Origin of the sequence: Roseofilum sp. Guam, from assembly GCF_017746735.1 — a bacterium.
In the GTDB taxonomy this organism is placed as follows: Bacteria; Cyanobacteriota; Cyanobacteriia; order Cyanobacteriales; family Desertifilaceae; genus Roseofilum; species Roseofilum reptotaenium.
The window spans coordinates 1-20336 of sequence record NZ_JAGHZN010000070.1; the positions used below are offsets into that span (position 1 = coordinate 1).

The 20336-nt window shown below is 44.6% G+C and carries 21 protein-coding genes, 1 tRNA gene and 1 pseudogene; 14 read left to right on the forward strand and 9 right to left on the reverse strand.

The genetic code is table 11. The features are described from left to right. Nucleotides 1–173: 173 nt before the first annotated feature. From J7529_RS22090 to nfi, 5 genes are all read right to left on the reverse strand, one after another. Nucleotides 174–256, reverse strand: a tRNA-Leu gene (locus J7529_RS22090). Nucleotides 257–770: 514 nt separating this feature from the next. Then, on the reverse strand, nucleotides 771–1400 hold the full coding sequence (locus tag J7529_RS22095) for a ribonuclease D (protein ID WP_271942694.1): 630 nt from the start codon (nucleotides 1398–1400) through the stop codon (nucleotides 771–773). Nucleotides 1401–1568: 168 nt separating this feature from the next. Then, entirely contained in the window at nucleotides 1569–1754 is a 186-nt protein-coding gene (locus tag J7529_RS22100) for a hypothetical protein (protein ID WP_318730770.1), read from the reverse strand. A 144-nt stretch (nucleotides 1755–1898) separates the two neighbouring features. Next, nucleotides 1899–2498: a hypothetical protein gene (locus J7529_RS22105; RefSeq protein WP_318730771.1), complete on the reverse strand. Its 600-nt coding sequence runs from the start codon at nucleotides 2496–2498 to the stop codon at nucleotides 1899–1901. Between the two features lie 79 nt (nucleotides 2499–2577). Then, complete coding sequence (gene nfi / locus J7529_RS22110; protein WP_318730772.1) at nucleotides 2578–3243, reverse strand: deoxyribonuclease V; 666 nt, start codon at nucleotides 3241–3243, stop codon at nucleotides 2578–2580. Nucleotides 3244–3362: 119 nt separating this feature from the next. Here nfi and J7529_RS22115 point away from each other — a divergent pair, with 119 nt between their 5' ends. The 3 genes from J7529_RS22115 (at nucleotide 3363) to J7529_RS22125 (ending at nucleotide 4527) form a co-directional block, all read left to right on the forward strand. Continuing rightward, a complete protein-coding gene (locus J7529_RS22115) occupies nucleotides 3363–3764 on the forward strand; it encodes a hypothetical protein (protein ID WP_318730773.1) in 402 nt (133 codons plus the stop codon). 143 nt (nucleotides 3765–3907) lie between these two features. Further along, nucleotides 3908–4129: a hypothetical protein gene (locus J7529_RS22120; RefSeq protein ID WP_318730774.1), complete on the forward strand. Its 222-nt coding sequence runs from the start codon at nucleotides 3908–3910 to the stop codon at nucleotides 4127–4129. Further along, nucleotides 4129–4527, forward strand: coding sequence for a PIN domain-containing protein (locus J7529_RS22125; RefSeq protein ID WP_318730775.1), 399 nt, complete (start codon nucleotides 4129–4131; stop codon nucleotides 4525–4527). Before J7529_RS22120 ends, J7529_RS22125 begins: the two co-directional genes overlap by 1 nt. Before the next feature lie 23 nt (nucleotides 4528–4550). Here J7529_RS22125 and J7529_RS22130 read toward each other — a convergent pair whose 3' ends face one another. The 3 genes from J7529_RS22130 to J7529_RS22140 all read right to left on the reverse strand — a co-directional run bounded on the left by J7529_RS22130 (nucleotide 4551) and on the right by J7529_RS22140 (nucleotide 9115). Continuing rightward, nucleotides 4551–4745, reverse strand: a complete 195-nt coding sequence (locus J7529_RS22130; protein ID WP_318730776.1) for a hypothetical protein — start codon at nucleotides 4743–4745, stop codon at nucleotides 4551–4553. 6 nt (nucleotides 4746–4751) lie between these two features. After that, nucleotides 4752–6815 (reverse strand): DNA phosphorothioation-associated putative methyltransferase, encoded by a 2064-nt coding sequence (locus J7529_RS22135; RefSeq protein WP_318730777.1) that lies wholly within the window; start codon nucleotides 6813–6815, stop codon nucleotides 4752–4754. Between the two features lie 236 nt (nucleotides 6816–7051). Continuing rightward, nucleotides 7052–9115 (reverse strand): AarF/ABC1/UbiB kinase family protein, encoded by a 2064-nt coding sequence (locus J7529_RS22140; RefSeq protein ID WP_318730778.1) that lies wholly within the window; start codon nucleotides 9113–9115, stop codon nucleotides 7052–7054. A gap of 124 nt (nucleotides 9116–9239) precedes the next feature. On the opposite strand from J7529_RS22140, the gene recN reads away from it, so the two are divergent. The 7 genes from recN to J7529_RS22175 all read left to right on the forward strand — a co-directional run bounded on the left by recN (nucleotide 9240) and on the right by J7529_RS22175 (nucleotide 18167). Next, nucleotides 9240–10967: a DNA repair protein RecN gene (gene recN / locus J7529_RS22145; RefSeq protein ID WP_318730779.1), complete on the forward strand. Its 1728-nt coding sequence runs from the start codon at nucleotides 9240–9242 to the stop codon at nucleotides 10965–10967. A gap of 331 nt (nucleotides 10968–11298) precedes the next feature. Beyond that, a complete protein-coding gene (locus J7529_RS22150; protein WP_318730780.1) occupies nucleotides 11299–14427 on the forward strand; it encodes a GAF domain-containing protein in 3129 nt (1042 codons plus the stop codon). Between the two features lie 211 nt (nucleotides 14428–14638). After that, complete coding sequence (locus J7529_RS22155) at nucleotides 14639–15226, forward strand: hypothetical protein (RefSeq protein WP_318730781.1); 588 nt, start codon at nucleotides 14639–14641, stop codon at nucleotides 15224–15226. Nucleotides 15227–15296: 70 nt separating this feature from the next. Beyond that, nucleotides 15297–15749, forward strand: a complete 453-nt coding sequence (locus tag J7529_RS22160; RefSeq protein WP_271942662.1) for an ABA4-like family protein — start codon at nucleotides 15297–15299, stop codon at nucleotides 15747–15749. A gap of 135 nt (nucleotides 15750–15884) precedes the next feature. Continuing rightward, nucleotides 15885–16070 carry a hypothetical protein gene (locus J7529_RS22165; protein WP_271942660.1) on the forward strand — a complete coding sequence of 62 codons (186 nt, stop codon included), beginning with the start codon at nucleotides 15885–15887 and terminating at the stop codon, nucleotides 16068–16070. Between the two features lie 147 nt (nucleotides 16071–16217). Then, nucleotides 16218–16730, forward strand: a complete 513-nt coding sequence (locus J7529_RS22170) for an inorganic diphosphatase (RefSeq protein ID WP_318730782.1) — start codon at nucleotides 16218–16220, stop codon at nucleotides 16728–16730. Between the two features lie 531 nt (nucleotides 16731–17261). After that, nucleotides 17262–18167: an MBL fold metallo-hydrolase gene (locus tag J7529_RS22175; RefSeq protein WP_318730783.1), complete on the forward strand. Its 906-nt coding sequence runs from the start codon at nucleotides 17262–17264 to the stop codon at nucleotides 18165–18167. A 188-nt stretch (nucleotides 18168–18355) separates the two neighbouring features. On the opposite strand, the gene J7529_RS24870 is transcribed toward J7529_RS22175, so the two are convergent. Beyond that, nucleotides 18356–18598 carry a glutathione S-transferase family protein gene (locus J7529_RS24870; RefSeq protein WP_413038963.1) on the reverse strand — a complete coding sequence of 81 codons (243 nt, stop codon included), beginning with the start codon at nucleotides 18596–18598 and terminating at the stop codon, nucleotides 18356–18358. 390 nt (nucleotides 18599–18988) lie between these two features. Here J7529_RS24870 and J7529_RS22185 point away from each other — a divergent pair. The 4 genes and pseudogenes from J7529_RS22185 to J7529_RS24880 all read left to right on the forward strand — a co-directional run. Continuing rightward, nucleotides 18989–19403: pseudogene (locus tag J7529_RS22185) on the forward strand (transposase); the annotation flags it as partial. A gap of 68 nt (nucleotides 19404–19471) precedes the next feature. Then, the gene (locus J7529_RS22190) at nucleotides 19472–19768 is read left to right on the forward strand and encodes a hypothetical protein (protein ID WP_318730786.1); all 297 of its coding nucleotides are present in this window, start codon (nucleotides 19472–19474) and stop codon (nucleotides 19766–19768) included. 125 nt (nucleotides 19769–19893) lie between these two features. Continuing rightward, entirely contained in the window at nucleotides 19894–20091 is a 198-nt protein-coding gene (locus tag J7529_RS24875; RefSeq protein ID WP_413038964.1) for a hypothetical protein, read from the forward strand. A gap of 6 nt (nucleotides 20092–20097) precedes the next feature. After that, nucleotides 20098–20336 (forward strand): transposase (locus J7529_RS24880; protein ID WP_413038965.1); only part of this gene is annotated, 239 nt, incomplete at its 3' end.

Genomic DNA, 20336 nt, shown 5'->3' on the forward strand with positions numbered 1-20336 from the left:
TTTCTCTATGGATTCTATAGAAAACTCTAATTACTATCTAACTCATTTAACCTATTTCTTGCCCCTTACTTTTGGAGGTACTATGGTGGTTTTGTGTGAAATATGTGTGAATAGGTTCTGGTGTCCTCGCGAAGGGAAGGCGAGAGTCCTTGAGTATTCAGTTTTTCAGGTAATGCGGATGAAAGGACTTGAACCTTCACGTCACGAAGACACTAGAACCTAAATCTAGCGCGTCTACCAATTCCGCCACATCCGCATGGGCATTACAATCTATGATTGTAGCAAAGACCAACTTAAATGTCTAGATTTATCTCAATTAATAATTAATAAATTTCATATCAGCGATCACCGAAACCATGGGTCTGGTTTGGCGACAAATTGCCTCTAGTGAGGCTAATACAGTATCTACAGTCAGTACCGTCGCGATCGCAGATTCTGATCAGAGTTCTAGAATTCAGTCAAGACATGGGATTTCAGTAGTATACACAGCATATTTCCAGTTAACCCAATACCATGCTCGTTTTCAGCCCATACTTCTACTAATACATCTGGATAGTCTCTTTTGACCTCAGGACTCTGTGCGAATTTTGTCCCTTGCTGTTGCTCTTCTAGGTCACTGTCGATATAAGCTAGGCGAGGTCTTTGCCAGCAAGTATTCTAGAGTTTATAGAAACCATTTGGGATCTTGTTGTATAGTTGCTTCGGCTGCTAAAACTACAGGTAAGAGAGTATCCTGAATTGGGGTAGACTTGATCTCATTTATGACTCAATTAATGCTCTAAGACATCTTTGTACTGCAACAGATCTAAGGCGACTAAAACAGGAATACAACCAAAACACTGTTGAGCAAGTTCCCAACGCTCTTCTCGGTGTAGCATGTGGATGAGCTTTTCTTTAACGTTGAGAAGATAGCGCACGTCATTGGCTGCGTAACTGAGTTGTTCCTCGGAGAGGTTACCTACATTTCCCCAATCTGAGCTTTGGGCACTTTTATCAAGTTCAACTTTTTCCAGTTCTTGAACTAATTCTTTGAGTCCGTGACGGTTGGTGTAGGTACGGGCAAGTTTGCTGGCGATTTTGGTACAGAAGATCGGGTTAACGATGATATTGAAATGATGCTGAAATTGGGCAACATCAAATCGGGCAAAGTGAAAGACTTTAGTGATCTTTGGAGACTCTAGCAGTTGTTTGAGGTTGGGGGCTGTGGTTTGTCCTTTGGCGATCCGGATGGCAATTACATGGCCTTGGGGGTCAGAAATTTGCACTAAACAGAGGCGATCGCGCAGGGGTAATAGGCCCATGGTTTCCGTATCTACAGCAATTTCGCCTGCTTGCATATAATGGGCGAGTTGCTCGTCGCTCAAATCCTGCTCGCCGATCTGAAAGAGTTGAATGGTCATAAATTAGGGAATGGGGAATAGGGAATAGGGAATGAGTTACAGCGCTTTGCGCTGGGGAATAGGGAATAGGGAATAGGCTTGTGGTACATGGAGAGAGAGGATTCAAGCTTGTGTTTCATAACCCAAGCAAAGCGCTGTATCTTTGGTCGGTGCGTCCCTGCGCTCCTCTTATGGCTGTTGTTCGGTAGGGGTTGGAGGGTTAGAAGGAGGGGATTTCTGGGACGCGTGAATCAACCAACCGATGACCAGAACCAGGATCGCGCCGAGAATATAACCTAAACCGGCAAATCCAAAGCGATCGGCGGCAAAACTAATCCATTGTCCAAACCCTTGCTTGGGTGGGGGATCATTCATATCACTCATACAAAAATATACAGCGCTTTGCGCTAGAGAATAGGGAACAGGAAAGGGGAAAATGAAGAGCAATGCAGTAATCATATATTCTGATGACTATTGCTATTCGTGCCTATTGCCTTTTACCTGACTTGTGCAAGAAGTCTATTGACTTTCAAAGAGTTCCGAGAGTTCTTCAGTACTGGTTCCTAAAATACGGGCAAGTTTGGAGATTTCATTATCGGTGAATCCATCCCGAATTTGGATCAGTTCTTTGGGGGCACGGCCGACGATGCGGGCGATCGCCACAATTTGTTCGTCGCTAATTTCTTTTCCTCCATACACATCCCGCAGATCTTGGGGGGAGAGCTTATAGGAGTCACAAAAGCGGACAAATTCTTTATCACTAATATCGAGTTGTTCTTGGCGATCGCGCAATAGGAACATGATCGCCCGCGAACCATGATCGGGACGCTTGAAGCGATCGACATATTGCTTGAATAACTCATTGATTTGTTGGGGAGTTCCCCCCAACTGTTTCACTAAGTCGGTACACGCCATTTTCAGGGCTTTAGTTAAGGTTTTATTCTGTTGAGTGAGCTTTTCGTTTTCCTGTTGGAGTTTTTCGGATTTGTTGATGGTGTCAACAATACTGGCAGCAAATTCTGGAGTACATAAGCCTACATCCGCATCTTCATAGGAAATGGGGATATAGGAGCGATTCGGATTAAATTGTAAGTTTAAAGACTGGTTATTTTCTTCCATAAGGTTCTATAAGTCGCGCTAACCCAACGCTTCAGAAGACAGGTTCTGAATCTGGGTCTATTGTACTTCATCGGTAGCGCTAAATTCGATTGGAGGCCAAGCGATCGGCGATACGAGTGGTTTCGGGGAGACGGTAATGGGGACTACAATCGAGGACATAGGCGATCGCCGTCTCTAGGCTGATCTTATGGCCAATGGAGACATACAGAGGTTTGACTTTGGTGCGGGTTCTCAGCACTGCACCGATGGTTTCTTCCCCATCTTTGAGAGGTGTCCAACTGCCTCGTTTGGGTGCAGGTTCCTCATGAGTGCCGATAAACCGGGATTTAGCCACGCCAATGGTGGGACAATCGAGCAGTGTCCCCAGATGACAGGCTAATCCAAATCTGCGCGGATGTGCCAATCCTTGACCATCACAGAGGATGAGATCGGGAGTTGTAGTCAGTTGACGGAGCGCTTTAAGGATGGGAGGGACTTCGCGAAAGGAGAGAAAACCTGGAACATAGGGAAAGATCGTTGGACAAAGGGCGATCACCGTTTCGATCAGCTTTAAGTCGGGAAAACTCAGGACTGCAACTGCTGCTCTGGTGGTTTTGCCGTCATCTTCAAATCCTAGATCGACTCCAGCAACCCAATGGACTTCTGGGAGTTCATCGGAGGTGACGGTGCGATCGCGCCATTCTTCTTGGATTAATTTTGCCTCCTCTACTGAAGTCGGCCAACCGAGGATTTCAGGAATCTTCATAACTTATCCACTTTGCTCGTAGATCTTTATTATGCTAAATTTAAACCAATGAACAGCAATTCTTCCCTCAAACCCTCTTCATTTCAACCATTCTTTCTTAAATACCCCCTGACCTATGTATGAATATAAAAGCAGAAAAATTCGCCCATAACTGGAAATATAACTGGTATGGTTTTTGGTATGCTGAGGAAAAATACCAGGGTAAACCTTTCGATCTGAGCGAGCATATCGATGAAAATTGGCTTCCTCCTGATCAAGATAAAATCATTGAATATTTGAAAAAGGCTCCTAGTATGGTGGTCGCTTCAAATAAACGTGAAAAATGTCACGCTTGTGAGGAGACAATCAACACACTTGTATATCGGAGTGATGGTGTTTTATTTTGGCCAGATCGCCTCTCTCATTATGTAGAGAAACATTTTTTTAGGCTGCCAGATCGATTTGTACACCGCATCAGAGAACGTAATTACAAGACTCCTCCGCCAGATGATGTAGATATGGAGACTCTCGATTGGCCTTAAATCGACCGTCCTGGAAAAAAATGCGATCTATCTTAATCCTTGGGTTTTGAATGGGCTTAAGAGTCTATCTTGCTGACTCGTAGTTAGGGGATGCGATCGCCGTTTGAGCTACAATAAACCTAAGTTTCTACCGTTAATTTATAATGACATTACAAGACATACAAACGCAAGCACTACAACTCTCAACTAGCGATCGCTGGCAGTTAGTCCAAACTCTTTTAGAATCTCTCAAACGAGAAGCGTATCCCCAGCGAAAAAAGGGTAACCTATCTCGGTTACGAGGGATTGCAAAAACTTCAGCACCTACAGAAGAAAGGAATGCTAAAGAGGATTACATCACTTATTTGACTGAAAAATACAAGTAATGCGAATTCTGATTGATACTAACGTTGTGCTTGATTTCTTGCAAGAACGAGAACCCTTTGTGGACAGTGCAGCAAGATTATTTGAGCGCATTGATGCTGGAGAAATTGAAGGGTTCATTGCAGCAACAACAATAACAAACATTTACTACATTGTCCGTAAAACAGCAGGAAGACAAGTGGCTCAAGATGCGATCGCACAAGTTCTATCAGATCTCAACATTTGTCCCGTCAACTTAGATATACTCGAACAAGCTCTTCGGTTAAACTTTGAAGATTTTGAAGACGCAGTTCAGTATGTGTGTGCTGTAGGGTATAACGTTGATGCTATTGTAACTCGTGATGCTTCTGGATTTCTTAGTGCCGAGATCCCTGTAGTTCTACCGGAAAATTTTATGTGACGATAATCAACCAATGAATGGGATTAATCTGGACGGACTGAGCAATTTTCTCGCCCATAATTGACTTCTTTATTTCCCTGGGGATTGATCCATACACACCAAACGCCATCGGCTTGATGAATACGCCAGCGATGCATAATTTCGGCGTATAGGGTAAAGCAAAATAATAATCCGATACAGCCAAAACCAATGGCGATTAAAATTCGGTCTCGATCCATGATGAATTAATGATGTCTTTTTTTATAGGCGGCTAATCGTTTTTTGTGAGCAGATTTTAAGAGCTTGAGGCGATAGGGATCGAGGTCTTTGCGCCAACGAACTTGGGATAAGCCAATTTCTGCTCCATGTTCTTCTAAACATTTGAGCCATCCGCGACGAGTTTGGATAGCTTTCCAATCCTCAAAAAGTCCCCATTTTTCTTCTTGTTGGCTGAGTTTCTGGAATTTTTCAAACTGGGGATAGGTAGAATCAATAAATTGTTCTTTGCGGTGCAAGATAGGGGGATTGGGATGATCGTCATAGCTTTCATAATAGACGGCTAAATCTCGTAGGTCAATTTGCAGGATTGTTTTTAAGAGGGGGTGGGGAATTGGGTCAAAATCGGGATAAAAGAGATAGGAGATTTTGGGAAGATTGAGGTGAAATTTAATCAGGGTTGCTCCTTCGAGTCTGCCAATGGTTCGGTTGGCGCAGCCTTCATAAAGTCTTAAACGTGGATCGAGGGAGTCGAGATAATGGGAGTGGACGGTAAAGGCTTTGGGGGTGAATTTGCCAACGGGAGAGTTCTGACAGCAGCGAGAAATAAAGTCTAAGTCGCCTAAACTAAAGAGCATTTGATCGGCTAAAATACAGGCACTTTTATAGCTGCCAAATAAGCTTTGAATGTCTTGACGGATGCTGGGGGAGAGGTGGCGAAATTGGGGGCGATCGCTAAAATGAGACAGGGCGAGATAGACCAGGAAATCCTGACGGCGAGAGGTAGCGATTTTTTCCCATTCCTCTTCTTCAGTGACTTGGAGGACGAGTTGAAAGGCACGGCGAAATGTGCCAAACTCATCTAAGATGGGTGCTTCTGCGGCTAATTCTCCTCGTTTGGGCAGTCGTCCGCGATCGGTAAAAAATGCCATCAGAGGAGCGAGTAAATCTTGATAGTCTTCAAACCGGCGCACTTCCATGCGGATGCGAGGGGTGGAAAGGCGCGAATGGAAGCGGGAGGCGCGGAAAATCTCGGCTTGGGTGCGATCGCGAAATACGAAGTAAATCCCCAAATCTACAGGTACTGCATCGACCTCTAGGACGCGATCGATATAGGTTTTCAGCTCTTCCTGTTCATAATATTTCTGGAACGTATTGCGCTGGGTAATCACTCCATCAGCATAGGCCATCAGGCGATCGCTTGCTGCACTAATCAATACTTGCGCCGACACCACCAACACCTTTTGGGTTAACTCCCACGCTTTGACCAGCGCTTCCCGGCGTTCTCCCTGATCTTCAATCACATTAATCACATAGCCCAAATTGACAACATCAGCCTCATGGAGCGGCGTATCCGGGCGATAATAGGGGTCCCATCCACCACTGCTATACCCCTTCTTGGCAATCTGTTTAATATCCTCCCCATACCCGCATCCATAATCAAAAAACGTCGTTTCTGGAGTAAATAATTCCGCCTCCAACGCCAAACGCATCGGCCGGGATAACTCCTTGCGCACCATGGCCGCTTTATAGCTTTCAATCACTGGCGCATAGGTTGTATTTACCGTCGCTTCTATGGCAACGACCTGATGATCCTCAATTGTCACCCGATGCACCGATAACCATTTTTGCCAATGCTTTAATGTGCCAATAGAAAACCCACTCCGTTTATTTAAGAGTCCCCATTCTTCTTCCTGTTGGGTTAACTGGGCAAACTTCTCATACTGGGGATAATGGGGCGTAACAAAGGTTTCCTTACGGTGCAAAATGGGAGGATTATCGCTATTGCGGTAGTCGCGATAAACCGCTTTTTCCTGGGCAAAATCCACTTGTAAACTGGCGTGCAGACGAGGATGGGGGTCGTCGTCAAAATCGGGATAATAGAGATAGGAAATTTTCGCTTGATCGAGGTGAAATTTAATTAACGTCGGCGGTTCTATTTCTCCTGCTATTTGACGGCCGAGGGTTTCGTACTCTTGCAGTTGGGTATCAAGAGCATCCAGAGCCGTCAGATGAATATAGAGGGCATTGGGCAAGCGTTTGCCGATCGCACTCTGTTGGCAAAGACTTAAAATGTCAGCATGAGAGACCATCGCTTTGGAGAGACATCAGAGTTTTTCCTAGTGTACCTGGATTTGCAAACAGGGTCTGGAAGGTTGAGCGCTCCTTCGTCCGATCTCCCATGGACATGCATTTCCCCCTCTCGTTTTAGTCTATCTTCATCTTCATAAGGAGTTCCAATCTACACCTAAATATAATCTTCTTCATCTCTTCCCAGCTCCATTAACAATTAATGCCTGAAAGCCCTGAGAGTGAAAGGAGAAGGGTATTATTTGATTGACACCACCGCAGCCGGTAAAGCCAAAGCTGGGGAATCTGATTTAGGAGCTGATGCTAACTTTTTTTCTGAAGTTCCATTGCCCCCATCTTCACTGAGTAACACTTCTCGAATAAACCGTGCTAAAACTCGTTGGGCTAATCCACTGGCAATTTGTTGTCCCATTTGTTGGGTTTCGGGCTTGAATAAAACCTTGGGTAATAACGGCGCAATTTTTATGGGATCAAACCCTTGCGTTTCTTGCACAATTTGTAAAATTCGCTGCATATGTTCGATGTTTTTCCGATCTTCAGGATTACCTGTAGATAGGGGTGCAACGGGTTTTTGACCATTCATCCCTACTGTTTTCCGGAAACGATGACTGACATTTTCCAGAGTAGTACGTCCTAGGGTGTCTAAGCTTTTGACAATTTCCTCGACGATGCGATCGCGGATAAAACTGCCGCGATCGGAAAAAAGGAACTCAATTGTTTGATTTAATACTACATCTAAATCATAATCTTGACTATCACGGGCATTTTTGAGTAGATTTTCCAACCGATTCCAACGGAAACTGCCATCTTTGAATAATAAATCCCTTAAGGAGGTTCGCAATTCTGGAGATTGGTCAGTTAATAAACGTTTAGCCACATAGGGATACGCTTTACTCAAAACTTTAAAATTAGGATTCACATTAATGGCAATCCCTTCTAGCGTTACTAAAGATCGAATAATCAAGGCATAATAGGCGGGAACCCGAAACGGATAATCATACATCACCTGGGAGAGTTGATCAGTAATATTCTTAAAGTTCAACTCAGCCACAGATGCACCCAGAGCATCATTAAAAACTTTTGATAAAGCCGGAATAATCGGAGTTAAATCTGTATCTGGCGCGAGAAATTCTAGTTTGACATAATCATGGGCTAACCCGGAAAAATCGCGATTTACAAGATGCACGATCGCCTCAATTAGGCCATAGCGTTGATAGTCCTTGACCTCGCTCATCATGCCAAAATCCAGATAGACTAATTTCCCATCGCCAGAGGCGAGTAAGTTACCTGGATGGGGGTCAGCATGGAAAAACCCATGTTCGAGCAATTGTCGTAGGGAACATTCAACCCCCACTTCAATTAAATAGGACGCATCTAACCCTTGCTGGCGAATTTTCTCTAAATCGGTTAATTTTGTGCCCGTAATCCACTCCATCGTTAACACCCGACGATTGGTATATGGCCAATAAATCCGGGGCACATAAATATCCGGCAGATACCCATATAATTGCTCAAATCGTTCGGCATTTCTGCCTTCATGGGTATAATCCATTTCTTCATAAATGCGAGCGCCAAATTCATCGGCGATCGCCACTAAATCACTCCGCACGCGCCGACTTTTCTGTACCCAAGCGGCCAAAGAGCGGAGAATATACAAATCTAGAGAAATTTTTTCCCGTAAATCTGGACGTTGAACCTTGATCGCCACCGTTTCCCCAGATTTGAGCTTCCCTTTGTAAACCTGACCCAAAGAAGCGGCAGCTACGGGTTTAGTGCTAATTTCAGCATAAATAAATTCGGGGCGATCGCCTAACTCTTCCTCAATGAACTGATAAGCCACCTCATTCGGAAACGGCGGAAGTTGATCTTGAAGCCGGGTTAACTCCTCTAAAAACACTGGAGGCAGAAGATCCGGCCGAGTTGATAAGGCTTGCCCTACCTTAATATAGGCTGGGCCCAATCGAGTTAAGGTCTCTCGCAATTGAACCGCCCGCTGGCGCTCTTTTTTTTCCGAAGCTCCCCCGATACGTTTATCCCACCATAAGCCCACAACCAAGCCAAGAAAAGACCACACGAGCGCAATCATCCGTCCCCACACTTCCCAAGGACGGGAACGGTAAAAGTCCATCAACTCCTGCGGATCGTAATGGATCTCTGGGGGTTCCACCGCTGAATTATTGGATATAATCGTCTCTTCTGACATGGGACTAAAATGTGCAGAAGAAGAACTGGGACTCTGGAAGTCCTCGACTTTTGATAACCCCTGTTGATGGGAAGATGAAGATGGCATATTGACATTCATGACTTGAGGTGGGCTGGATCTATTACTGATTGTAAAGTAATTTTAACAATTCCCCCCCTTGAGACGCTCGATCAATTTTGTTCGGTTCCCTGGATCAAGTGCTTTTCTGGTAAGTAAGCCGTCTATGTTAATCTCCCTAAAAATTGAGAACTTTGCCCTTATCGATCGCCTAGAATTGGACTTTGCCCCAGGCTTAACCGTCTTCACTGGGGAGACTGGAGCGGGAAAATCCATTATTCTAGATGCCCTTGATGCTGCCCTAGGTGGCAAATTAAACCCTAAAGCGATCCGCTCAGGAGCGTCCCAAGGGTTAATTGAAGCTACGTTTACCCTTTCTCCCCTAGTTCGAGAATGGCTACAAGGGCAAGAAATAGACCCGATGGAAGACCAAACCCTCACCTGTAGTCGGGAGATCAAGATCTATCAAGGCACATGGCGATCGCGATCGCGCCTCAATGGAATTCTGGTCAACCGTCGGCAAATGGAAACCCTACGAGAATTATTAGCCAGCATTGCGGCTCAAGGACAAACCGTACAACTTGGAGATGCCATGCGACAGAGGCAATGGTTAGATCTCTATGGAGGGAGTGAACTCTTAGCCGTCCAACAACATGTAGCCATGGCTTATGAAACCAAGCAAAAACTAGCGGCTAAACTCCAGCGACAACGACAGGATGAACAATCTCGACTGCAACGGATTGACCTTTTAGAATATCAACTCACGGAGTTAAATCAGGCCCAACTCACCACAGCCGATGAATTAACCGAACTCGAACAAGAAAGTCAACGGCTCTCCCATAGTGTCGAACTGCAACAGAAAAGCTATCAAATTTATCAAGCTCTATATCAGGGCGATCGCTCCTTAGCTGCTGCCGATCTACTCGGAGAAGCCACCAGTTTGCTTGATGACATCCTTCCCTACGATCCCCAACTGCAACCGATTCTAGACTTAGTGAATGAAGCCCTGGTACAAGTTGAAGAAGCTGGACAACAAATCAATACCTATAGCGATCGTCTTGAAACTGACCCCGAACGCCTCGATAATGTGGAAGCACGGATTTTTGAACTTAAGCAAATCTGCCGTAAATATGGGCCATCCCTTTCAGAGTGCCTCACCTACTGGCAGACTATTCAAACCGAACTTGACGACCTCACCGCCACCAGTGAATCTCTAGAACAATTGGAAAAAGACGATCGACAAGCCTTAGACCACTTGAAAACATTATGTAATCAGCTACACTTACAGCGCCAAAAAGCTGCCGCTAAACTAGAGGCGCGTTTGGTTGAAGAACTCAAACCTCTAGCTATGGACAAAGTGCAATTCAAAGTCGCTCTTACGCCCATCCCCATTACAGCCACAGGCGGCGATCGCATCACTTTTGGTATAAGTACGAACCCTGGAGAACCCATTCAACCCTTAGCAACTACAGCTTCGGGAGGGGAAATGAGCCGCTTTTTGCTGGCTCTGACAGGCTGTTTTTCCCAGATTAACCCCGTCAATACCTTAGTATTTGACGAAATTGATGCTGGGGTCTCAGGACGAGTTGCAGAGGCGATCGCCGATAAGCTCCATCACCTCTCCCAACATCATCAAGTTCTGTGTGTCACCCACCAACCCTTAATTGCTTCCCTCGCCGATCATCATTTACAAGTCCGCAAAGAAACCATTACCGAAAATGCCGGCAACCATCCTAGAACAGTCGTTCGCGTCACCCTCCTCAACGATCAACAACGCTGTCAAGAACTCGCCCAACTCACCGGAGGTAACTCAGCCCTCGAAGCCCTATCCTTTGCCGAATCTCTGCTTCAACAAGCCAACAAAAAACGTCAACGCCATCATCAACCCTCCTAAACCGTGACTTTTCTTCCATGGTCTCCTCCCCCAAGCTACCTCAATTCCCCAAGAACGTAATCCCTTCCCCCATTTTTCGGTACACTGGGAAAACCCTCGACCCAGACCAAAGGAAGAGTGCACAGATCCAAGCTGTCATGGCTGCAAAATTCAATTGCGATTAAAATTAGGCTATCCTAACTCTTGAATCTTCCGGATTCGTCCTTTAAGATACACCTAACCGATGGTTCCCTTCTCTAAGCTGTAGCTTACTAAATTAAAAAAATGTGCCTTTAGGCCCTTGAGTTTCCCACTAAACGAAGACATAACTCTTAATATATCGGTGACATCTATGGCAACATCATCTTCCAACTCTCCTATTGTGGACACAACCGCCACCACGATCGATATTGATGCAATGAATGCGGATGGAACTCCTGTCCATGCCGTATCAGCAACAGTCATAGATGTAGAAGACAATGCTCCTCAACCCGCTCCGCCAGAACCCAATGAGTCCTCTGGCATTACCGGAGGACTAGTTACAACAGGAGGAGGGGGCGATTTTTCCAGTTTTTTAGCTCCCCTAAAAAAAGATACCTTTAAGCAAGTCGTCAGCGACGTTGAAGACAAGCTCAAAGTCGTAAATCAAACCCTATCGATGTTAGATAACCTCTTGGATAACCAGGGGTTTGATGCCATTCTTGATGAAATGCTGCGATCGATTACCCTAAAAACTGGAGAACTCCTTAATGCCGATCGCACCAGTATCTTTCTGTTTGATGAAGAAAAAAATGAACTCTTTACCATCGTTGCCAAAGATGAAAAAGGTAACGCCCTAGAAATTCGCATTCCCGCTGATAAAGGGATTGCTGGAGAAGTCGCCACCTTTCGCAAAGTCGTCAATATTCCCTACGACTTCTATGACGATCCGCGATCGACCACTGCTAAAGCCTTCGACAAAAAAAATGGCTATCGCACCTACACCATGGTCGCCATGCCCCTGGAGAATGAAGAAACTGGGGAATTAGTGGCAGTCGTACAACTGATTAATAAACTCCAAATCGATGCCGATCGCGAAGCCGAATTAGACGACAAAATCGATCTCAAAGGTTTCACCGCAGAAGATGAACAGGTCTTCAAAGAATTTGCTCCCTCCATTCGCTTAATTCTAGAATCTTCCAAATCCTTCTACGCAGCCACCCAACGGCAACGAGCAGCCTCTGCTCTTATGAACGCCGTCAACTCCCTCAGTAAAAGTAGCCTTGACCTAGAAGATACTCTAAAAAAGGTCATGGATCAGGCCAAAGAACTGATGAACGCCGACCGCAGTACCCTTTGGCTTCTTGACGAAGAAAAAGAAGAACTGTGGACTAAACTTCTTATTGCCGGAGAGTTACGCGAATTTCGCATTCCCAGAAGTGCCGGATTTGCCGGTATGGTAGCCGAATCTGGAGAACCCCTCTTAATCCCCTTTGATCTCTACAATGACCCCCGTTCTGAAACCTCCAAAAAAACAGACCAGACCACTAAGTATCGCACGTGTAGTATGCTCTGTATGCCTGTCTTTAATGCCGACGATCGACTCATTGGCGTAACCCAACTGATTAATAAGAAAAAACAAGGCGAATATCCCAACTACAACCCCGAAAACTGGCCGGAAGCTCCAGAGCAATGGAAATCTAGCTTTAATCGCAATGACCTAGAATTCATGCGAGCCTTTAACATTCAAGCAGGAGTGGCGCTACAAAATGCCAAGCTCTTCGATCAGGTCAAACAACAACAAAAAATGCAGGAAGATATCCTGCGCAGTTTGACCAATGGCGTGATTTCCACCAACAAAAATGGTCACATTATTGCCGCAAACCAATGTGCCAAAGAACTTTTAGGACTCGATGAAAGGGAACTCGAAGGGCAACTGCTCTGTCCCCTGATTCGGATCAAAGAAGGAGACTTTAAAAAATGGTTTGATGCCGCCCTTGCCCCTCAAGATAATAAGGAACGCCAGCAATTTTATCCCGATCAAACCCTGATTCTTTCGGGAGAAGATGGGGAAGATGTTGAGCAAAGTGTTAACCTTTCGATTAATTCGATGAATGATGCCCTTGATCCAACAAAAGTCAATGGTGCATTAGTAGTGATGGAAGACATCAGCGATGAAAAACAAGTCAAGAGCTTGATGTATCGCTATATGACCCCAGAAGTAGCTGAATCCCTACTCGCTAGTGGCGATACAGGACTTGGTGGAAAACGCAAAGAAGTCTCTGTCCTGTTTAGTGACATTCGCAGCTACACCACCTTGACGGAGAAATTGCAAGCGGAAGAAGTGGTCGCCATGCTCAACAGCTACTTTGAGGAAATGGTCGATTCGGTCTTCCGCTACGGTGGAACCTTGGATAAATATATTGGTGATGCTCTCATGGCCGTCTTTGGCTCTCCTGCACCCCTAGAAGATCACGCCTGGTGTGCCATGCAAACGGCTGTAGAAATGCGCTATCGCCTGGCTGAATATAACCAGAAACGGAAAGCACAAGGGCTAATGGAAATTAGCATTGGGATTGGCATTCACTCCGATGTGGTCGTCAGTGGTAACATCGGCTCATCTAAGCGCATGGAATTAACCTCCATTGGTGATGGGGTGAATTTGGCTTCTCGTTTGGAAGGAACCAGTAAGCAATATGGAACCGATATTGTAATCAGCGAAAAAACGTACAGGAACTATGCCGATCGCGTCTATGTCCGAGAACTCGATAATATTACAGTGAAAGGGAAGAGCAAACCGGTCACCATTTATGAACTGTTAGGAATTCGAGAAGAGACTTCGGTAGTTGGCCGTCCCCTCACCGAGAAACAAGAAGCAGTGAAAACCCATTATGAACAGGGACGCAAGCACTATTTACAACCAGCCCACGATAAGTTGTCTTACAACGAAATCCTAGCGGTTTTGGAACAGTTAGAAGAGTTATCGGAATCAGAGTTGAAAAAAGTTTCCTATGATGAAACTCAGATGCTCTCCAAGATGCTGGCTCAGGTTGACCGGGAAGAGTTAATTGAGCTTTTAGGGGCAGCAACCTTAAAACGGATGTTGGAGGTAGACGATCTCAGTCGCAAAACGGTAACTGATACTTACTGGCAAACGACGTTACCAGAAAAAGTGAATGAACTCACTCCCCGTCAAGTGAAGAAATTGCTGCAAGCGAAAGTGTGTCAGTTTGTAGGAGCAGAGGAGACTCGGCAAATGTTGACTGAAGAAGCTCAGGAAATGTCTTCTGCTCAACTGCGCAAGTTTATTGATTTAGCTCGCGAACCATTTGCAGCTAAAGCTAAAGAGTCTTTCAAACAGGCTCAAGAGGAGTTTGAAAAGGTTCTCAATGCCGATCCCAATAATAAAGCGTCTAAATTGCATATTCAGCGCTGTATGCTCTATGAGGATAATCCACCAGATGAAACTTGGGATGGAGTCTGGAAACTCACGGAAAAATAGACCAAAACTCAAATGGCTTAAACTTACTTAAACTTAGGTCGCTTGACCGCGATCGCCTTTCTAGTCTAAATTAGTAAGAGTGGGTATTCTCAGAACATTGGGTGTAGAGGTAAACCAACTAGCTTAGGTAAGTCGCACCCATAAAACTCTGATTTCATCATTCTCATCACAAAAAATTGATTCAAGATTAAATTAACAGCGAATTGGGTTTATGAACGATGTGAACTGGCAGTCAAAATACAAAGATTGGATTGATAAAGTCCGTCTGTTCTTAACGCAAACTGCCCAAGCCTATCTATTAGATATACCGAGACTCCCAGAAACCCTTACGCCACAAATTACGCCCTTGTCGCGAAAAGCCAAAGAAATCAAGGAAATATACCAGGATGAGTCGGGGAATCTTCCAGAAGGAGATGTAGACCTATTGTGGGTTGACCAAGTTCACCAGTTCTTGCAAAAACTGTCCGACCTCTATTTAGCATCAAACCAGCCCTCTTCGCTTCACAACCACTTAGACTTATCCAGCCAAGCAAGAACCTTAGCCAAGGAAGCCAAACGAATTCAAGAACACCCGTCCCAGCCTAAATCCACCCATGGGAGTCCAGGTATAACCCCCAGTTCTGACCTAGATAAGCATGATTCTCTCCCCCCTTTATCTAGAGATGATATGAGTATTGAGGATTTGCAAAAAAAAATTAAAATTCAGTGGGCTAATAGCTCTAATCCTAATGCTCCTGAATGGCAACAGTTAATTGTCCTGTTGGATGTGGCTCAAGGACTGTATCGAAATTTAGTTTAACCGTTCGTGAAACCGATCGCCCCGAATAAGGAGAGTATAATAGCCTTTACAGGATTATTTTAGGTTCGTGATGCTCGATTGGTTGTTTAATGGCGCAAACCTTTTTGTGCTGCCTTTTTGGACGTTAATCATTGTCTTACCCAATTGGGGGGGAACTCGATGGGTAATGAAGTCATTCCTTCCCTTTGTGGCTCTAGCGGCTCTGTATGTGTATCTCTTGATTGGCACAATTGACGGGGAGTCAGCGGCAGCTTTGGCAAACCCCCAATTAGCCGATTTAGCTCGGTTATTTGCCAATCCGGAGGCAACCGCAACCGGTTGGGTACATTTTCTAGTGCTGGATTTATTTGTAGGGCGCTGGATTTATTGGGAAGGACAACGAACCGGAGTCTGGACTGTTCATTCCCTGATTCTCTGTTTATTCGCCGGACCCGTTGGCTTGCTCTCCCATATCCTCACCCAAACAATCAGTGAGCGATTCTTAACCCAATCTTCAGAATCAACAACTCCAGAAATGAGTTAATTAAAATAGAGGCGATTGTTGGTTTGACAACAATCTGGCGATCACAAATCCGTAAAATAGAAGCGAGGGGTCAATAACTCCCCTCCTATATCAAGTCTTGTTTTGTTCAATAGAGGTCATTAAACCCCCTTCTGTATGGAATCAGAAAGTGAGCTGGGAACTGGGGGCCAACCCCCAAAACCTAGGGTAGCAGATGTAATTGGCACAGCCATTGCCTTATTAACCTTGACCTTACCCTTGTGGGCGATCGCCTACTATTCTTCAGGTAATGTCAAAATTGTACCGGGTGTGGGCTATCCCTTACCGCAAGCCAGAGAATGACCCCTATGAACTAAAAAAATCCAACCGATTCAAAACGATTCATTCAGACCAAGCAGTTGGGATTGGTGACCATCTTCCCCTAAAATTTGATTCGGGGCAAGGAGGAGTCATCCTCCCCACTCCACTGATGCTATTTGGAGAAAACTCTTGGATTTATCACGGATTCCCGCCCAACCGAAACCTGGCTTATTGAGTGTATTGATCGAAATCACAGCCGGAAGCAAGAATAAGTACGAATATGATAAGGACTTACAAGCCTTTGCTCTAGACCGAGTATTGTATTCCTCTGTCCACTACCCCTATGATTATGGATTTATTCCCAATACCCTAGCTGATGATGGCGATCCTCTAGACGGTATGGTCATGATGGATGAACCTACCTTTCCAGGGTGTGTGATTGCTGCACGACCCATTGGGATGCTAGAAATGATCGATGGCGGCGATCGCGATGAAAAAATTCTCTGTGTTCCAGATAAAGACCCCCGGTATACAGGCGTAAAATCTCTCAACGATGTTCACCAACATAAACTCGATGAGATTGCTGAGTTCTTCAAGACTTACAAAAACTTGGAGAAGAAAGTCGTAGAGATCTTAGGCTGGAAAGATATCGATCAAGTTTTACCCTTGGTCGAAGAATGTATCAAAGCAGCCGCTAAATAATCATCCCTGGTCAAATTTTGACCATCCTCCCTAACCTTAACAGGCGTGACATCGGTAAAGTATCCGTTTGCTCACGTCTGGCGATCCTGGAATCACAAGATCCCCCCTGAAAAAATAAAATAAGGTAAAATCAGGGCATCTAGGTAACCTGAATCCCCAGAATGTTTGAGTATCTCTACCTTGAAGAGATACCAACCATCCAGAATTATCGATCAGGCAGTAACCTAGGTCTTAGGGTGCAACAAGTCTTAATCGCATAGACTTGAAACAAAGCGGTATTTATCAACATTGCTTAGACAACAGGAGATCAAGCACAGAAATCAATCAAAGTTAGGGTGGGAAATCTGGATCAGATCAGGTTAAGATGACCCCATATACGCTGTTTACATTTCTATCTCCTCTTGTTCATCCCTGTGAACTCCACTAGGAAACCTTAGAAGCAATGGCTAGGCTAGTAGGCACAAGACCACTTACGCTCTGGTCGTTTACAAGAACAATACTCAGCTAAACCCAGGCTAAATTTAGCGAAAGATGTCACAATCCGATCCCTCAGTTCCTGTTGTCAAACCTGCATCCAGCGCGGATTATACGGAATCCGTCGTTCCATCTCCCTTAACCATTAAATTCTGGGGGGTTCGAGGTGATATACCTACACCGGGTGAACAAACCGTCCGCTACGGTGGCAATACCTCCTGTGTTACCTTAGAAACCCCTCAACATTTTTTGATTTTTGATGCGGGTACTGGGGTTCGCGTTTTAGGTAAATACCTCTTAAGTCGGATGCCAGTGGAAGCGCATTTATTCCTGTCCCATTGTCAGTGGGATCGAATTCAGGGCTTTCCGTTTTTTGTGCCCGCATTTATTCCCATCAATCGGTTTTATGTGTATGGATCTTCAGCAGTGAATGGGGATTCGATGAAAGATCGGCTCAAAGAACAAATGCTTCCCCCTAACTTTCCCGTTCCGATTGAAATTATGGGATCGGATCTCAAGTTTTGTGATGTCGATCCAGGGCAAGTGCTAAAACTGGAAGCGATGGAAATTCATACCTGTTGTTTGAATCCGATTAATCAAACTTTGGGTTATCGCATTCACTATCAGAATCAAATTGTGGTTTACGCGACAGATATTGAAGCAGACACCAATGAACTCCATCCAGAATTGATTCAGTTGGCCCGAGAAGCGGATGTACTGATCTATGATACTCATACCTGGATGATGGATGAGCAAGGGGCCAAGGGTAATTCTCAACCGAAAGATTGGAATTGGAAAAGTGGTATTGAGGTAGCAAAAAAAGCTAAAGTGAAGCAGTTGGTAATGTTTCACCACGATCCAGGTTATACGGATGATTCTTTAGATGGGATTGAACGACAGATTCAGGCGGTTTTTCCCCAGGGTAAATTAGCCCGTGAAGGAATGGAAATCGTCATCCATTAGTCAATTAAGAATTAGAAGTTAAAGATAAAAAACGTGTATTCGATAAGGATTGGAAGAGGTCGCTGGTGAGGTTTAGGACATCGATTTTTAGGTGGCCATAAGAATAAATTGAGCCAGAGCTAGACAGGCTAAACGAAGTTTGAGAAGATAGACTGGGCGATCGCGATATAGCCCTCCTATCACCACACCTATGAACCAGCAAACCGTTGCCCTAAAGTGTTTTGAAATGCTTTTCGGGAAGTAATGCGCTCCAGATAAGCCACAATAGTGGGATAATCCCCATAATCGAGTTTGGCTAACATTTGGGCATAATACAAATAAGACGCTACTGCAACATCCGCCACATCTAGATTCGACCCCAATAGAAATGGCTGTTGGGATAAAAGCTGATTCAGTGGCTCTAACAAACGAGGTATTTCTCGATCGCGCATCGGGTAAAAATAATCCTGGCCCTAGGGTTGCATTGGCAAACAAAACCCATTGTACTCGTTGCGATCGCGCTTCTAAATCATCCGGTAAATCTCCATATTTTTCCGCCAGATACAGCAAAATCGCTCCAGACTCCCATATGGTAAAGTCCAGAAGTGTTGAACCTTGACATAAACATTTACATTCAACTGAAGAAAAGTCCCTAGTGAACCTGAGTTCGGGATAAGGAAAGGAGGATAGAGTAAGCTGAAAGTGACTAACCATCAGCACCATCCCCCGCAATGACTACTATAGTCAATTCGATTAAGGTTGAGACACTAGCATTTATCTATAACGTCGGTATCTGTAGGGGCGGCCGTTCGCCCCTACAATTATGTCTCACTGTTAACCGAATCGACTATAGCTTAGAAGAACTCTTCTGTGATGTCGACGACTTTTGTCAAATCTTTGAGGTGGCTTGGTCGCAAAAACTGCTCCAGTCTGGTCTGAAAAAGCGAAAACGACAGCGCTCAATGAGTTTGAGTGAAATAATGACCATACTAATTGAGTTCTATCAAAAGCCCTATCGAACCTTCAAAAGCTATTACCTCGAACAGATCTGTCAGCATTGGCATCAAGAATTTCCCGGCCTAGTGAGTTACCAACGTTTCATCGAGTGGATTCCCTTATCTCTCGTCCCTTTATGTGCTTATCTCAACAGTTATTTTGGTAGCTGCACGGAAATCAGCTTTATTGATGCTACCAAAAAAGAAAGTCTGTCACTCTCGTCGTATGAATCGCCATCGAGTCTTCAAAAAGTTAGCCGGTTGAGGTAAAACCTCTATGGGTTGGTTCTACGGATTTACAGCGCTTCGCGCTGTATTGAGGTACAATGGTTGAGGAAAAGATTTGATGGGTATGAAGAGACAATCAAAGCATATTCAGTAGATTTACCAGAAAAAATAGTCAAAGCTCATTCAATTGAAAAAGATTCAATTAGACAAGTAGCCGGGAGATTTGCGGTGAGCAAAAGCCTAGTCCAAAAATTGGTAAAACAAATAGAGGGAAATGTAAAACCCTTACGCCCAGGGAAGCCTCAGTTAAGTTATTTGAATAATGCTCAAGCTCAAGAACAAGTTAAAGGGCTGGTAGCACAACATCAAGATGCTACTTTAAGCGAACTGTGTGAATGATTTGCCAAGCTGACGGGAAATTGGGTAAGTCCGACCGCCATGTGCCGGTGTTTGCAAAAGCTAGGACTATCTCGTAAAAAAAAACGAGATACAGTAGCCAAGCAGCAACAGAAAGAGTACAAAAATTGAGAGTAGAATATTGGCAAAATATTAAAGAGGTAGAGGCAGAAAACCTGGTTTGTATAGACGAAACGGGGATTCTCCTGGGAGAAAATCGCCCTTATGGACGTTCTGCGGTAGGGACAAGAGTCAGAGAAATGAAACCCTTTTATAGAGGGTCAAAAGTTACCTTAGTAGGTGCAATTACTCAGGACAAAGTTTGAGCTTTGATGACCCTTGATGGCTCTTTAGATACCGCTGCATTTAAGGTGTTTGTTGACCATTTTCTCGTTCCTAAACTATGGCCAGGTGCCGTCGTTGCTATGGATAACTTGGCGATTCATAAAAGAGAATCTATTCGGGCAAAAATTGAAGAAGTTGGTGCGAGTATCATCTATTTATCTCCCTACTCTCCAGATTTTAATCCCATTGAAATGTGGTGGTCACAACTGAAGTCTTTTATTCTCGA